The following is a 16012-nucleotide window of genomic DNA, read 5'->3' on the forward strand; positions in this document are numbered from 1 at the left end:
GCATGGAGAAACGAGCAACAAGGCCAGTCAGAATGTTAACGTTCATCTTGAATCATAAACTTATCTCGTTTTTGTTGATTGTGCTGTTAGTTAGTTTGAACGTGTTTATTTTCACAAAAATCTCATTTATCTTCTCTCCATTCATTATTTTCATTAAGACAGTTCTGTTTCCAGTGCTATTAGCAGGTGTGCTCTATTACTTGCTGAATCCGATCGTTGATTTTCTGGAGCAATGGAGAATCAAACGATTCATATCCATTCTCATCCTTTATATTCTTATTATCGGCATTATTACGGTCGTCGTTCTTGCTGTTATTCCTGTCATTCGGAAGCAAGTGATTGACTTGATAGCCAACGTCCCAGGGTTTAGTACCCAGATTGAAACGTTGTTCCGCGACATGATTGGCAGCGAGTTCTTCAACCGTATCCAGCAGAGCATCGATATTAATTCCAGCAACTTCGTAAGCTCCTTATCCGAACGGGCAACTTCACTCTTAAACAACACATTCAATGGAATCGGCGGATTTCTAGGTGCAGTCACAGAAACGATTCTCGGCCTTGTCATCGTTCCATTCGTTCTATTTTATTTACTGAAGGATGGCCGGAGGCTGCCTGAGTATATCCTTACATTCTTGCCAACTTCGCTGCGCAAGCAATCACATCAAGTGATGTCCGAGATGAATAATCAAATCAGTTCCTACATACGGGGTCAAATTATTGTAAGCTTCTGCATCGGCATATTATTGTATGCGGGCTACTTAATCATCGGGCTTGAATATTCATTAATTCTAGCAGTAATCGCAGCTTGTACGAGTATTGTGCCGTACTTGGGTCCTGCGATAGCAATCACACCCGCCCTAATCGTCGCGCTTGTCACTTCACCAATGATGTTGCTGAAAATGATCATCGTCTGGACGATTGTCCAATTGGTGGAAGGGAAGCTCATTTCGCCGCAAATTATGGGGAAGACACTTCACATACATCCGATTACGATCATTTTTGTCATATTGACAGCCGGCAACCTGTTCGGTGTAGTGGGTATTATTCTGGCCGTGCCTGGATATGCAGTGCTTAAGGTTGTTGTGACGCATTTATTTGATTGGTTCAAGCGTCGCTCTAATCTCTATGACGATCATCTTACGATGTAAGTCGACTCTGCAGATTAGGTATTTAATAATAATAATGCAGCGCCATTTCAACGCTCGTAAGCGATGAGATGGCGCTGTTTTTTGATTGCATTGTTTATACGCATCACGCGAGATAATAGTAGTAGATGCACCGCAAAATCCTGATGTTTCTAGTATTGAATCTTATTGATATTTATCATTTCGGGAGGAGACCAGTTCACATCTACCTATTTGTCAAGAAGAGAAAGATGAGAATTTTATAATGCTGTTCTAATAGATTACAAAAAAGTAAGAAACGGCGGTGATCCGCCTTCTTCCTAGTAAATGGTGGATAAAAATCATGTGTTATGGTTGTTACGTCGCTGGTGACCGCAGCACACTATCCATTATTCTAGGAGATGAGAATATTGTTTAATAAAAAAAAGTTTGGAAAAATATTTGTATGTGTCACATTAAGCTTGTCCTTCGCATTGTCAGCTGGTGCAGTAATGCCAGTCCATACAGTTAGCGCTGCTTCTACATCACAAAGCTCAAAAGCAGACAAGATTATAGCAACAGGAAAAAAATACTTAGGTGTTAAATATAAATTCGGTGCGAAAGCAGGAAGCACATCTGCTTTTGATTGCTCCTCGTTTACTCAATATGTATACGGCAAATATGGCATTAAACTTCCACGTACGTCCAAGAAGCAGTCCACAGTTGGCGTTGCAGTAAGCAAGAACAATATGAAAAAAGGCGATCTTCTCTTTTTCTACTCACCGGTACATCATGTCGGCATCTACATGGGTAACGGAAAAATCCTGCACACATACGGCAAAGGCGGGGTAAGAATCGACAACTTGAGCAGTTGGAAATCACGCCTCACGAAAGTTCGCCGCGTGATTTAATTGGATAAATGAATGAGACAAGCCTATAGCGTGCATGGGAATATGCGGCTATAGGCTTGTTGTATGTTCTGAGGACTCATGCAAGTACGGGATGCTTACAAGAAATGTACTTCCCTGGCCAACGGTGCTCTCCACTCGAATCCGGCCTTGATGCTGCTCGACAAGTTCTTTAGCAATTGACAAGCCAATGCCTGTCCCTCCTGTTACCCTTGAGCGTGCCTTGTCAACACGATAAAACCGATCAAATATTTTGTCCAGTTCTTCTTCGGGAATTCCGATTCCAGAATCTGACACACGAAGACATGCAAGTTCCTTTTCTTGAAAGACGGAAACTTCAATCCAGCCAGGATCATTTGTATACCTCACGGCATTTTCGATAAGGATAACGGCAACTTGGCGCAATTGTTCCTTATCACCAGATACATAAGTATCCTTGTTCAGATGAAGTTTTAAGGTGATTTGAGAATCAGGTTTCCATAATTGTTTGATTGCATCTCGTACAACGTCGGTGAGATTTACTTTTTCCTTTGGTGGGGCGTTATTGCCAGAACGAGCTAATGCCAGCAATTGAACGATAAGGCGCTGCATACGCTGGCTTTCTTGATCCAATGAATGAAGTGATTTTTGCAGCACTTCTGCGTTTTGGTTGCCCCAACGTTTTAGCAGTTTCACATGCCCACGAAATGCGGTCAGCGGAGTACGGAGCTCGTGGGAAGCGTTCGTTACAAAGTTCATTTCCCGTTCAATCAGTTCCTCATGCTCATCCAACAGCTGATTGAGACGCTCCGCTAACTTAGTCAGCTCCATAGGTGTCTCAGGGACATATACCCTTTGCCTTAAATTCGGTGCGTTCTTCATTTGGACGATCGAATTCATTATGCTGAATAAGGGAGAGAGATTCCGGCGTGTAATGTGATAGATCAGCAACGATCCTACCGATGAGCTAGCTAATGCAGTAATGAACAGGACTTTGATAATAATAAGCAAAATACGCTCAATTGAATGGAGCTGTACATGAATATAAATTTTCCCGACCTGTCCATTCGATTGATTCCATATGACATCATCTTGAATAAATAATCCGAAGTCTTTATTCCACTGAACAGCTTCCAACCAATAGTATCGAATCTTTTGTTCGGTAAGAAAATCTTCATCCCAGTTGCGGGTTTGAGCTAGTACACGCCCATCAAAGGACACAATTTGCACATCATAATTTGCATGATCGGGGTACAGCAGCTCATCCAGCAAGGATTGCCAATCTACAAATCCCTCCTGAATGCTCTCCCTCAGCTTGCGTTCAACTGCGAACAATTCCTGCTTAGAGTCCTGAAGTAAAAAGTGAGTTACTGCACCCATAATGCATATCCCAATAAGCAGGATTACAGCTAATAGACTTAACACATACCAGATCGTAAATCTGAACATTAGCGTGTTGGAGGAGTGCTTCATTTTCTGGATTAACGATTTGAACATGGACATTTCATTGATCCTTATGGTTCACGCAGTACGTATCCGACACCGCGCACAGTCTGAATTAATTTATGTTGATAGCCGCGATCCAGCTTGTTGCGCAAATAACGAATGTAGACGTCAACGACATTGGTCTCCCCAACAAAGTCATATCCCCATACGGAAGATAATAGTTGTTCACGACTAATGACTTCACCAGCATGCTCCAATAAGTATTGCAGAAGCTCGAATTCCCGTTGCGTTAACTCAATTCGATCACCTGCACGAGAAACGATTCTTTTCTTTACATCTAAAGTCAGGTCTGAAAGCCGGTATTCCTTCTGTTCTGTACTTGCGGCCTGATTGGGTCGGCGCAGAGCAGTGCGTATGCGAGCAAGCAGCTCCTCAATTTCAAACGGCTTCGTGATATAATCATCTGCGCCGGTATCGAGTCCGGCAATGACATCCCCTACATAATCACGAGCAGATAACAATATGATAGGGACATCGCTAGTACGGCGAATTCTGCGGCAGACTTCCAGACCATTCAGCTTGGGTATCATCCAGTCGAGCAGGATCAGGCTCCATTCATTTTGATAAAAGAATTCAAGTGCCTGTTCGCCATCTTCAGCCAGAAGTACCTCATATCCTTCATGCTCAAGTTCAAGTTGGATGAACTGGGATACACTTTGTTCATCTTCGACTAATAATATGGAGTGGGCTGACATGTGTTCACCACGTTTGCAAAAGTTTGCCTATAGTATTGCCTCGATGTTTATAATGCATTCTGCATGGGGCACTTGAGTGATAAGAAGGTAAAATGTCGCAATCATGTTTGTAAATAAAGAACTCCCACGATCATAATAAAAGGATCGATGGGAGCCCTTATGATCTAGAAAGAAATAGCCTGCTTAAATATAGTGCTGATTAATGCCGCGGCTTCTTGCCGCAGCATGCTGCGTTTTGACTCATAGTCTATCGAGCTGTCGGCATCCGTAGTGATTTCAGGGCCGTACTTGCGCATAGCAACTGCATACTTAACTCCGTCAATGGCCCATGCGTCAGTATCGCCTGCCAATTTAACTTGTTGAGGGGGGGATCCGAGATACTTGGCGAATCGCCATGCAATCATGGCTGCTTCTTGCCGCTGAATCGGCTGGTCGGGATTGAAATACTGTCCAGATGAGCCGGAAACTAAGCCCGCTTTATGAGCTGCCTGGACATCCTTCTCGGCCCAGTGTCCCTTCATGTCTGAAAAAGAACTTGGGTGTTGAGAAGGCTGCATACGCAAGCACTTCATGAACATAGATACGAATTCAGCACGTGTGATTGGTGAAGCAGGGCGGAAGAGCCCTTTATGTTCGGTGTCTCCGCTTCGCATAACGATATCTTGAATATAGCTGCGATACGGATGATCGGTACCAACATCGGTATAGCGAATGTCAGGCAAGGACAGCTTCTCATACCAGGCTACGTTATTGTAATCCATGTAGGAGATCTCGCCGATGTCATTTTGCTTGAAGGCAACATATTTCCCTTTCTCTGTACGAAATAATAGCGGATCGATTTGCGATAAAGATTGAGAATTGCCATTGATAGAGTCAATTAGTTTTATTTTTCCATCCGATTGTACAGTAATTCGAATTGAGTGGAACCCGATACGCAAATCACGATATTCACCAACCAGTTTTTTTACCGTATCTTTGTCAAGCGTCGTTTCTGCGGGAACAGGCCGTTGGTCTGGATAGTAGTGATTCATAAAGGAACGAAATACGATATTGCGAAAGTCTTCCTTGGAATCTTCGTTTCGATTATAGATAACCATGAATCCAACATTTCTTTCGGGCATAAGCCAAATAAACGAGCCGAATCCCGGAAGATTGCCGCCTTTGCCAATTATGTGCTGACCATTGAAGGATTCATGATACAACGATTCGAAACCATATGTTGTATTTGGCACCTTGGGGTGGGCAGAAACACGAATTTTCATCATCTCATGTACCGTGTCGGAGTGTAATATTCGCTGTCCCTTATATGTACCTCCATTTAGTAGCGCAATCATGAATTTTGCCATATCTGAACCAGTTGATACAAGACTCCCATCGGGGCCGTCTGCTGGTGATACTTCATAGTAAGGTATCATTTCGCCTGTGCCTGTGTAGCTTGTTGCGAGATTCTTTTTCGCTTCAGGCGTCATAATGAAGCTGCTGTGTGTCATGCCGAGAGGCTGAAGAATATGCTTCATGCCATATTCATAGAATGGCACTCCTGTGATGCGTTCTACGAGATAGCCCTGAAGTTTGAAGCCGAAATTATCATAGCTGTAGGAAGTGCCAGGTTTGCGTACAACTGTAGGCATATGTTTACGAACATAATCGGCATTCGAGGTAATGGATAGATCGTCAGAGGCTTCTGGATAATCGAATCCGCTTGTGTGGGTCATTAAATGCTCGGCAGTTAGCGCGCCGTCAACTTTGCGGGGGATTGTGAGATCGCCCAGATAGGCACTTATATCCTTTTTTACATCAAGCTTGCCTTGCTCTGCTAATTGAAGCAGCGCTGCAGACGCAAACGGCTTCGTAACGGAGGCAAAACGCAAAACTGTAGTGTCGGGGTCCATTGGTTTTTTCGTTTTGACGTCTGCATAGCCGTATCCTTTACTAAGCAGAATTTGTCCGTTCTTTACAACGACAAACACCGCGCCCGGGAGCTTCTGTAAGGATGGCGAGGCAAACAACTGATCAGCAAAGGACTCAATCTCCTTTGGATCGGAGGGGCCGTTCGTCAATGTCGTTGGGATCGTAGAAATTTTTGATGAAGCACTCTGTGAAACGTTTGGATTGACCTGTGCTGATTGGGCATCAGCAGCATGAACCGAACTTACGGTCGCTAGTGCAACAGCTAAAGATAGTATTAAAAATAGCTTGCGTACGCGACGATTCATGTGGGGACTTGCAGATGAATGTACAGAAGATCGTTGCATGTTACCCTCCTCATAATTCGGATATAGAACGATGGAGTCTGAACTTTTGCAGTACATATGAGACTGTGGCTTTTAAACACTATACTTCACAGGATTACCATAAATGCGCAGTTTGAATTGTAAGAATTTTTTAATGAAGCAAAAGGCACTTGCTATTGTTTTTTATTCGATAGAGTCGAGCGATATGATATTCATGTATAATAGAGTACATATGGATGAGGTTTCCTACCGAAAGCAAGCTTTTTTCAAGGAATTCCTTACATCACAATACATACATATGCAAATAAGAAATTTAGTTTACAAGGAGGTTTATAATCATGCTTCATCCGACGTTGATTGAAAACATACTTACCGCTGCGCTTGCTACCGGAGGGGACTTTGCTGAAGTATTTATAGAGAATCGAACAGCATCGAGTCTTGAAATGATCGGCGGCGTTGTTGAACAAGCGCTTGGCGGCCGAGATTATGGAGTCGGCATAAGGGTGCTCAACGGCGTTTTTGCGGTATATGCCTACACGAACGATTGCAGTTCCGATAATTTAATGAAGGTTGCATCTTCTGCGGCTCAAGCGATACGAGGCCAAGCGAAGGATATTTCAATTGATCTGCGCAAATCGACATTCGTCAATCAGCATCCGATTCTCGTTCCGCCAAATGAAGTGACGAAGAACCGCAAAATCGAATGGATGAGACAAGCGCATCTAGCTGCCAAGGAGTATAATCCAGTGATCGCGCAAACTTCAGTTTCTCTATATAACTGGGTGCAAAATGTGTGCATCGCCAATTCGGAAGGCTTGTTCGTTGAGGATCAGCGCACATACGGGCGAATGATGATCAGCGCCATTGCAGAGTCAGGCGGCATTAAGCAGACGGGATATGTGGGTCCGGGTGCTCATGCAGGATTGGAATTCATCGAGTCGATGGATATCCGTGGATGCGCCAGAGAAGCATCTCGCATTGCGACGACGATGGTAGGAGCTGCTTATGCGCCGAGCGGCAAGCTGCCTGTTATCATCGATAATGCCTTCGGGGGCGTTCTGTTCCATGAAGCATGCGGTCACGGACTTGAGGCGACGGCTGTCGCGAAGAAGGCTTCTGTGTTCGCTGACAAACTAGGAGAGCAGGTAGCGTCCCCGCTCGTTACCGCTATCGATGACGGTACAATTCCGAATGCGTGGGGTTCATTGAACATAGACGATGAGGGAGCGCCAACGCAGCGCAACGTGCTGATCGAGAACGGCGTGCTAAAAGGCTACCTAATCGATAAGCTCGGCGGCCGCAAGATGGGGATGCCGTCTACAGGTTCAGGACGGCGGCAGTCGTACCAATTTGCGCCTACCTCTCGCATGAATAATACGTATATTGCGGCGGGCAGCTCTTCGCCAGAAGAGATTATCGCAAATACGGAGTATGGATTATATGCCAAGACGATGGGCGGAGGCTCTGTGAATACGGCAACAGGTGAATTCAACTTTGCAGTTAATGAGGGTTATATGGTGCGCAACGGAAAAATTGAAGAGCCAGTCAAAGGAGCGACCTTGATCGGCAAGGGGATTGATATCCTGCAGAAAATCGATATGGTCGGCAATAACCTTGATCACGGCCAAGGCATGTGTGGATCATTGAGCGGCAGTATTCCGGTCAACTGCGGACAGCCTATGGTTCGCGTTTCCAGCATGACGGTTGGCGGAAGAAAGGGGGAATAGGAAGTGGCGATGGAGATAGCAGCATTTCAGCAGCGTTTGTTTGAAGCGGGCAGGGAACTCGGCTGCGTAAAAATGGAAATTTATTATGAGCAGACGCGTTCAACATCGGTACGGGTGTCCAAAGGAGATATTGATGCCTACACGATTAAGGAAAGTGGCGGAGTCTCCTTCCGCGCCGAATACAATGGAAAAATGGGCAATGCGTATTCGGAGCGGATAGAAGAGGATGTCATCGATTTCCTTGTGCAAGAAGCTAAAAGTAATGCGGAAGCTACGGAGAGCAGTGAGTTGGATCAGCTATTTGCGGGTTCAGCCTCCTATTCGGCGGTGAAGACGTATGATGCTGCGTTGAAAAGCACACCGCCGCAACAATTCATTGATGCTGCAATGGACATGGAGCGAATTGCACTGGAGTTCGATGAACGTATCTCTTTAGTGCGCAGCTCTTCAGTAATAGTGACCGAGAGTGATGTACTGATTGCCAATACGGAGGGGCTGAATTGCCGCGCTTCCTATAGCACTGCGGCAGGTAGTGTATCTGTAGTGGCAACACAGCTCGGCATGACGACAACTGGAGACTGGTACGACTTTTCAATGGAACGATTTGAGGATATCGACTTTGCCGCTGTAGCTCGCAGAGCTGCGCACGAAGCTGTGTCTAAGCTTGGTGCAGACACCGTTGTCTCGGATAATTATCCAGTCATCTTCCGACATGATGCTGCCAGTACGCTGCTTGGGGCGTATACGTCTATTTTCTCAGCAGATGCAGTTGATAAAGGCTTCTCTGGTTTGAAGGACAAAATTGGTGAGCAGATCGCAGGCAGCAATATTACGATTGTGGACGATCCGTTGATGAATAGCGTTCCGGGGGCGTGTTCCTTTGATGCGGAGGGCCATGCTGCGATGCGTACAGAGATCATTAAGGATGGCAAGCTGCTGACCTATATGCATAATTTAAAGACTGCTCGTAAGTTTGGCGCAGCGTCAACAGGCCATGCCTCAAAAAGGGGATACCGCAGTAAAATAGGGATTGCTCCTCACAATATGTACGTGGTACCGGGTTCCGCATCACTGGATGATCTAATATCAGGGACAGAGAAGGGGCTGCTGATTGTACAACTGCAAGGTCTGCACGCAGGGACGAATGCGATATCAGGTGAATTCTCCTTGTCCTGTATCGGATTCCTTATTGAAGCAGGTTCGATTGTACGTTCAGTTAACCAAATTACCGTGTCTGGTAACTTGTTCGATCTCCTAAAGCAAATTGAAGAAGTTGCTAATGATTTGTGTTTCACAGGCAGCTGTAATGTGCCATCCTTAAAGGTAAAGGGTTTAACCATTTCTGGAGCGTAATTCTGCAAGACGATGCACAGGAATTGGATTTGACAGGAAAGAAGCTGGCTTTTTATAATGTATTGTTATAATCGGTTGATAGATGACAGCAGGAGAGTTGCAGCATGACTGAACTATCAAAAAAAGAAACGTTTTATTTTGGCTTAATGCTTTTTGCCTTATTTTTTGGTGCAGGCAATCTCATTTTTCCGCCGGCTGTAGGATATGCCGCAGGTTCAAATGTATGGGAAGCTATGATCGGATTTTTAATTACCTCTGTAGGTCTACCGATCTTAGGCGTTACTGCGATTGCAAAATCCGGTGATTTACAGTCATTGACGAATCGTGTCCATCCTGGATTCGGATTTGTGTTCACCTTTATTACTTATTTAGCACTCGGGCCATTTCTTGTTATTCCGCGTGCAGGAAGTGTGGCATTTGAAATGGGAACAGTTCCGCTGTTGCCTGAAGTGCTGCGTACGAGTGGCTGGTCTTTATTTGTGTACTCTTTTATTTATTTTGTTATCAGCTATTGGCTGTGCCTGAATCCATCGAAGCTGTTTGAACGAATCGGCAAGGTGCTGACCCCGATCCTGCTGATCATGATCATACTCGTCTTTATACAGAGCATGTTCCATCCGTTAGGGGAATATGCTCTACCGGGAGAAGCATACGTAAATCAAGCTGCCTTCAAAGGCGGCATTGACGGTTACTCGACGATGGATGCGTTGTCCGCTCTGCTGCTAGGAAGTGTCGTCGTATCTGCGCTGCGCAAGCGCGGGATATCTAGCTCGCAGAAGCTGTCAGCCATCACGATAAAGGCCGGACTAATAGCAGGCGTGTTCTTGGCCATCATTTATATGATGATCGGCTATCTTGGCTCAACAAGTCATTCCATCATTGAAGGAGCCGCGAATGGCGGTCAGATTATGACGGCCATTGTGCTGCATTTATTTGGTAAATGGGGTACGATATTGCTCGGCATTGTCTTTATTCTGGCATGTCTGACGACATCGGTTGGCCTGCTCGCTGCTTGCGGGGAATATTTCCACTCTATTGTGCCGCGCATTTCTTACAAGCAGTGGATCGGAATATTATGCATCATAAGCGTGGGTGTAACGAATCTTGGTCTTGATCAGATTATTTCATTTTCAGTTCCAATCGTGTCGGCCATTTACCCGCTTACAATTGTCCTTATCGGCTTGACCCTGATGCACCATGTTTTTAAGGGGCGATCGGCTGTATATATTGGTAGCTTGCTTGCCACTTCATTGATCAGCATTGTGGACGGACTGAAACAGGCGGGGCTTGAAGTTGAGCACGTTGAGAAATTGTACCGTTACCTGCCTTGGTATTCCGAAGGGCTGGGCTGGGTCGTGCCTGCGCTTGCAGGGGCAACGATCGGCTGCATTTGGTCCTTCATGCGCAGTGAACCGAACGATCTGCCGGTATCGGAAGCGGTTGAATAACATAAAAGCTCCGTTTCCAGTTGGAAACGGAGCTTTTTATGTAAAAATAGGCTTTGGAATGAAAGTACCACATTTTACAAAATGGTGAATAAAGGAAGAAAAGATTCGTTTTTCGTTTTGAATCTATAGATTCAAGTTTTGCACGAGGAATATACTGGAGATAGATCGGGATCAGGTGACGGCATCCAATCCAAGCAAGGAAAGGTGATGCGCATATGAAAAAGATTCTCTCTATTCTTGCAGCTGCCACAATGCTGGCAGGAGTGTTAACGATTCAAGCTCCTCAAGCCCAAGCAGCATCCGGTACATACTTAGGTACGTATGACTTGCGAGGGGACGGCACAATGCAGATGGTCTATCGGAACGGAGGCAAACTGGACATTGTCGACAGCTGGGGAGGGACTCGTTCCTATTCATTCGGCAATACAGTATGGGCTGTCGGGCCCGTAGAAGACATGGATGGCGTGCCAGGTAAAGAAATCTCCATCAAGGCTGGAGGAGACGCGTACATTATTCATGACCGGAGCAATCGGGCGGTCAAGTATCCCGTCGGAGGCAATCGAAGCTGGGCCATCGTTGGCACAGCCGAAACGAATAACAAGCCGGGTGCGGAGCTAATATTGAACATTGGAGAGGGGATTCGCGTCATCAGGGACAGCGAAGGAACGTACCGAGATTATAAGATGCCGAATGTGTCCTGGGCACTCGCAAAAATAGCGGATACGGACGGTCAGCCCGGAGACGAGCTTATCGTGAATGGCAGCTCTAGACTGATTATTGTGAGTGATACGAACGGTACGACCCGAGAGTATGCCGCCAACAGCGGAACTTGGGCGATAATCGATGCTGTCGATACGAATGGTCAGCCGGGCGCAGAGGTAATCTTGAATTTTGTAGATAAGGTTCGAATCGTGGACGATCGGTCGCGATCGACGCGCGACTATAAGATGAATTCGTATGCTTGGAAGGTAACGGAAATTGTTAATATGGACGGTCAACCGGGAGCGGAGATTATTATCAATGATAATACGAAAATGAGGGTCATCAATGATCGTGCCGGTACAATCTATAATATGTAAAAATAGGTGTATGACGCGACGACTTTGTTACTGTAATCGGATATAAGCTATTTGGAGAGAGGGCTTCCCTCTCTTTTTTTTGTGGAAATTTCCATTGTAGACGGCGAGTTCCGCGCTATTCCCAATGGAGTTTTTTTTACTTTCCCCCCTTAATTTTTTTCTCCCGAAATGAACATGCCGCATAACGTGAAAATCAGGCACAGATAGGTCGAAAAGAATGGGTATCATTTATTGATAAGATTTTGCAACTAAAAATGTGTCTTTGTTGTGAAAAAAATGTGTCAAATACGTTAATTTTAATGGTATAATAAGGAATGACACCAATGCGATATCTTACAACCTATTTGAGAATCAGATTGGGGCGGATGATATGAATTATCGGGTGAAATATCCAACGCGCACGAAGGCAGTTTTGGGAGCTTCTCTATTGTTCAGCTTTGGAATGCTGCAGGTTACAGCGATGACGGGTCGAACCTTCCCGTTGTTGTTTATGATGCAGATGGCCGTTCTAGCTATCGTGCTTGTATCGTTAGCAGTAGAGGTATATGCGGTGCGTTCGCGTCGTACAGTGGAAATTAGCTCGGCTTCTGATACGATCACGGTTAATGGTCGCATGATCCATTGCAGTGAGATTCAAGCGATTAAGCTAAAAGGAATAAATTGTCCAGCAATCGGCATACAACTCAAATCAAAGCATATAATTCCGATGAACTGCTGCTTTGCCTTTGCGCAAGAGTCGCAGAGTGGCATTGAAGAACTGATGAAGTGGGCCAAGCGGAACGAGGTACCCGTTAACCATACCTATTTCATGACATGGTTCTAATGCCGTAGCAGGTAATGTTTAAAGGGGGCGTATTGTCAAATGATTAGAGAGGTGGCGGTGCTTCATATTAAACCAGGTACGAGCAATGATTTCGAAAGCTGCTTCCGTCACGCATCGCCGCTTCTGACATCGTCTAGAGGATATATTTCCCATGAACTGCATAAATGCGTTGAGGCCGCCGATCGATATTTGCTTATCGTCCGGTGGCATTCGTTGAAGGAGCATGCGGTTGGCTTTCGAAATACTGTTCAATACGAACAGTTGAATGCGCTGTTGCATGAGTATTATGAGATAGATCCCATCGTGAACCATTATGTTCAGATACCAGTGCAGCTTTATTGATTCCCTTTTCACTTTACGGCGTCTCTTCTTTTGTCAATATGCAGTGTACCGTCGCTTTGAAGTTCGGCATAAAAAATTTCTTGAATATGATCAGGCGAGCATCCTGCATTGTGCAGCGCTTGATTCAGCCATTCTTTCGTTAGGTTCAGCTCTCTAAGATTCTGATATACAATGGAACCATCAGTGATAACTTCGGTCGGCATATATAAGATGGGTTCCGTGCCTATTTTCAAATCTTCTTTAGTGGGCGCTTGTTTGTCTACTTTTTTTAGCACACTCAATCCGCCATGCGGCTCGAGAATAGCATATTCGACATCTCGAATTGAAAATACGTCCTTCTCGCGTAGCAGCATGCTTACATCATCCATGTTCAGGTGCATAGACGCCATTGTCTTCTCTAGGATTTTGCCTTTTTTGATTATAATCGTGGGCTCGCCGTCTAACATAACGCGAAGACGTGGAACTTTTAAGGTGAGCGTGCCAATTCCTATTGTTAATAAGCTCCACATTGTCAAACTGATGACACCGTCGAGAAGAGATATATGCGGGTCAATTGCCATGGCTGCAGCGATGGAACCAAAGGTAATACCGGTGATGTAATTGAATAAGGTAATTTGGCTCATTTGCTTCTTTCCAAGAATTCGATTGAATAAAAGCATGGCGATAAATGCTAAAAATGTACGTCCTATAACCTCCATAAATACACACCTTTCTATTTTTCGTATTTTACCCCTGATATAGGGAAATATCCGAACAGCCGGCAATGACATTGGTCGGTTTTTTTGCTATTTTTCGTTTTTGTACATAGCATGTAAATGCAGCAGCAGACTTGAATATAAACGTTAAGGGGATGAGTGATTTTGTGAATTACTATCAAAACGACCTGCCAGTCGACTTCATGAATGTACCGATCTCGGTATTTATGGATGTAGAGCGTGCAGAATCGTCGGCTCAACGATGTCTGCTGGTTAGCGATAATCCTGAAATATTAAATTCATCGTCACTCCCGGGAAGAGAAGGGACATTGTGGCATCATATCATGCGTTCGGACGAGCAATTCGTTCTACATCGGATATTCGGCTGGCATCGCAACGAAACAGGACAACCATTGCAACTAGGAGTAACCATTCAAAATATATCCACATCAAGTAATATTACTATTCAGCAGGTACGGAGAGAGATTCTTGTTCAACCAATCAACGATCAAATGATTCATGCAGGGCAATGTCTTGTAAAGGCTTGTCTTAGCGATACTATGGAGCATTGTATTCCTGTCGATAAAGAGGCAGCTTGTCAGAGGACGGCACTAATCGAATCTGTGAGATTGGAACATGGTTATTTTGCCGGGTTCATTTATGAGTTCACAGTAACACGAGATTCATCTGCTGATGTCATGGAGTATGTTGTCCGTACGGTTGTAAGCCGGGATATGGCTGCGGACTTGCGACTAGTCCATTCAGACCCCCTTCCTTCGTATGGCACCCATCCGCGCGGATGCTGGTCTTATTCCGAGGTACATGCAGCCATGCCAGCATATATCGTTGGAACGGAAAGCGTCTATCGGGTGTGTGCGCGAACGAAAATGAACGGAGCGGCGGCTGCCGACTTGCTGTTCACGGTTAGCACGAGTGATATTGGTGAGGGGGCAGTCGATAATTTTGGCCAATTCGGTGCTATTTACTCGATTGATATTCCGCTGCATAATCATACCGAAAGAGAAGCGGCCATCCGCATTTACTTGAATCCGCGTGGGGGTGCCTATACAGGTGCTATTCTCGTTGATGGAGAAGTAAAAGGTATACCCATTATGCTTAACAACACAAATGTGTGCTTGATTGCTGCGATTGTTGTTCCCCCTGGGGAGAGTTCATTCACCTGTAAACTGATGACGGCTGGAGAATCGAATCTTCCGTTGGGCATTTATTTGGTTTCATAACACCCTAAACAGGCCGTGCGTCTGAACCTGAACCAAACGTTGCTGCCATGCTGTCTCATGGCATTGGCGGTGAGGATGGGTTTCACATTGTTGGCTGAGAAATTTATAGTCTATATCGACGCAAAGTGTCCTAGTCAAGCTAGCCAGCAATTTCTGAAAATTGGGTAAGGATGTGACGGCTCGCAATTGGAACACGGTGACGAAGTGGCTGAGATTGATCATGAGCTGGAGGCTGAATGAACGAGACATCGTTCGTCAAGATCAATTGACTACGCTTGACATTCAAGTAAGTGGATCTCATAATAGAGTATGTTTAAACATTTGAACATACGAGGTGAGAATTATCACAGTTGAGCACACACAATACGATTGCAGCAATAAAGACCAAGTGCTGGAGAAGTTTCAACAGGCAACACCTATATTTCAAGCACTTGGAGATACGAATCGACAGCAAATCATAATGCTTCTGCTTGAACATAGCGCCTTAAATGTGAATCAAATAACCGAACAGATGGACATATCAAGACCGGCCGTCTCTCATCATCTGAAAATATTAAGACAAGCCGGTCTCATTACATTCAATAAGCAAGCGAATGAGAAACTGTATTCCTTAAGCGTTAGAGAATTTATGACGACGATTAAAGACTTGATGATGTCCATTGAAGCGGGTATGTGAATAAGGGGGCATGGCTAGGTTCGGAGAGAAGAATCGTCCGTAGCTGCTAGTTCTTTTCTAAGAACTTCAGTCGATTTCCCAATGGATCTGTTACATAAAATCGGATAATTCCTTCTTCTGTCCGAACTGTGTCGTCCACCACATCGATCTGATGTTGGAGGAGATGGGCGCGTAGTAGTCTAATGGCCATAGGCGTATTGTGT

15 protein-coding genes are annotated in these 16012 nt (G+C 45.0%); 10 read left to right on the plus strand and 5 right to left on the minus strand.

Annotated features, from left to right (window positions below):
* Positions 1–2: 2 nt before the first annotated feature.
* Together ACQ5BJ_RS00960 and ACQ5BJ_RS00965 are read left to right on the plus strand one after the other, a co-directional pair.
* Positions 3–1148, plus strand: a complete 1146-nt coding sequence (locus ACQ5BJ_RS00960; RefSeq protein ID WP_005549457.1) for an AI-2E family transporter — start codon at positions 3–5, stop codon at positions 1146–1148.
* 377 nt (positions 1149–1525) lie between these two features.
* On the plus strand, positions 1526–2014 hold the full coding sequence (locus tag ACQ5BJ_RS00965; RefSeq protein WP_262866783.1) for a C40 family peptidase: 489 nt from the start codon (positions 1526–1528) through the stop codon (positions 2012–2014).
* A gap of 48 nt (positions 2015–2062) precedes the next feature.
* Here ACQ5BJ_RS00965 and ACQ5BJ_RS00970 read toward each other — a convergent pair whose 3' ends face one another.
* The 3 genes from ACQ5BJ_RS00970 to ACQ5BJ_RS00980 all read right to left on the minus strand — a co-directional run bounded on the left by ACQ5BJ_RS00970 (position 2063) and on the right by ACQ5BJ_RS00980 (position 6446).
* Complete coding sequence (locus ACQ5BJ_RS00970) at positions 2063–3493, minus strand: sensor histidine kinase (RefSeq protein ID WP_268619796.1); 1431 nt, start codon at positions 3491–3493, stop codon at positions 2063–2065.
* A gap of 11 nt (positions 3494–3504) precedes the next feature.
* Positions 3505–4191 (minus strand): response regulator transcription factor, encoded by a 687-nt coding sequence (locus tag ACQ5BJ_RS00975; RefSeq protein WP_430107901.1) that lies wholly within the window; start codon positions 4189–4191, stop codon positions 3505–3507.
* Positions 4192–4355: 164 nt separating this feature from the next.
* On the minus strand, positions 4356–6446 hold the full coding sequence (locus ACQ5BJ_RS00980) for a serine hydrolase (protein ID WP_430107904.1): 2091 nt from the start codon (positions 6444–6446) through the stop codon (positions 4356–4358).
* A 317-nt stretch (positions 6447–6763) separates the two neighbouring features.
* Between ACQ5BJ_RS00980 and ACQ5BJ_RS00985 the strand changes: the two genes are divergently transcribed.
* The 6 genes from ACQ5BJ_RS00985 (at position 6764) to ACQ5BJ_RS01010 (ending at position 13197) form a co-directional block, all read left to right on the plus strand.
* Positions 6764–8152 (plus strand): TldD/PmbA family protein, encoded by a 1389-nt coding sequence (locus ACQ5BJ_RS00985; RefSeq protein WP_430107907.1) that lies wholly within the window; start codon positions 6764–6766, stop codon positions 8150–8152.
* Between the two features lie 9 nt (positions 8153–8161).
* On the plus strand, positions 8162–9505 hold the full coding sequence (locus ACQ5BJ_RS00990) for a TldD/PmbA family protein (protein WP_430109386.1): 1344 nt from the start codon (positions 8162–8164) through the stop codon (positions 9503–9505).
* Between the two features lie 104 nt (positions 9506–9609).
* Positions 9610–10953 carry a branched-chain amino acid transport system II carrier protein gene (gene brnQ / locus ACQ5BJ_RS00995; protein ID WP_430107909.1) on the plus strand — a complete coding sequence of 448 codons (1344 nt, stop codon included), beginning with the start codon at positions 9610–9612 and terminating at the stop codon, positions 10951–10953.
* 215 nt (positions 10954–11168) lie between these two features.
* A complete protein-coding gene (locus ACQ5BJ_RS01000; protein WP_430107911.1) occupies positions 11169–12032 on the plus strand; it encodes a hypothetical protein in 864 nt (287 codons plus the stop codon).
* A 370-nt stretch (positions 12033–12402) separates the two neighbouring features.
* Positions 12403–12855: a hypothetical protein gene (locus tag ACQ5BJ_RS01005; protein ID WP_005549443.1), complete on the plus strand. Its 453-nt coding sequence runs from the start codon at positions 12403–12405 to the stop codon at positions 12853–12855.
* Between the two features lie 39 nt (positions 12856–12894).
* On the plus strand, positions 12895–13197 hold the full coding sequence (locus tag ACQ5BJ_RS01010; protein ID WP_005549442.1) for an antibiotic biosynthesis monooxygenase family protein: 303 nt from the start codon (positions 12895–12897) through the stop codon (positions 13195–13197).
* A gap of 8 nt (positions 13198–13205) precedes the next feature.
* Here ACQ5BJ_RS01010 and ACQ5BJ_RS01015 read toward each other — a convergent pair whose 3' ends face one another.
* Entirely contained in the window at positions 13206–13895 is a 690-nt protein-coding gene (locus ACQ5BJ_RS01015; protein ID WP_430107914.1) for a DUF421 domain-containing protein, read from the minus strand.
* Positions 13896–14059: 164 nt separating this feature from the next.
* On the opposite strand from ACQ5BJ_RS01015, the gene ACQ5BJ_RS01020 reads away from it, so the two are divergent.
* The gene (locus tag ACQ5BJ_RS01020) at positions 14060–15133 is read left to right on the plus strand and encodes a hypothetical protein (protein WP_268619789.1); all 1074 of its coding nucleotides are present in this window, start codon (positions 14060–14062) and stop codon (positions 15131–15133) included.
* A gap of 139 nt (positions 15134–15272) precedes the next feature.
* On the opposite strand, the gene ACQ5BJ_RS01025 is transcribed toward ACQ5BJ_RS01020, so the two are convergent.
* Positions 15273–15419 carry a hypothetical protein gene (locus tag ACQ5BJ_RS01025; RefSeq protein WP_268600285.1) on the minus strand — a complete coding sequence of 49 codons (147 nt, stop codon included), beginning with the start codon at positions 15417–15419 and terminating at the stop codon, positions 15273–15275.
* A 48-nt stretch (positions 15420–15467) separates the two neighbouring features.
* On the opposite strand from ACQ5BJ_RS01025, the gene ACQ5BJ_RS01030 reads away from it, so the two are divergent.
* Entirely contained in the window at positions 15468–15809 is a 342-nt protein-coding gene (locus tag ACQ5BJ_RS01030) for an ArsR/SmtB family transcription factor (protein WP_268619788.1), read from the plus strand.
* Positions 15810–16012 lie beyond the last annotated feature (203 nt).

This window comes from Paenibacillus sp. B1-35 (genome assembly GCF_050474385.1).
GTDB lineage: Bacteria > Bacillota > Bacilli > Paenibacillales > Paenibacillaceae > Paenibacillus_B > Paenibacillus_B alvei.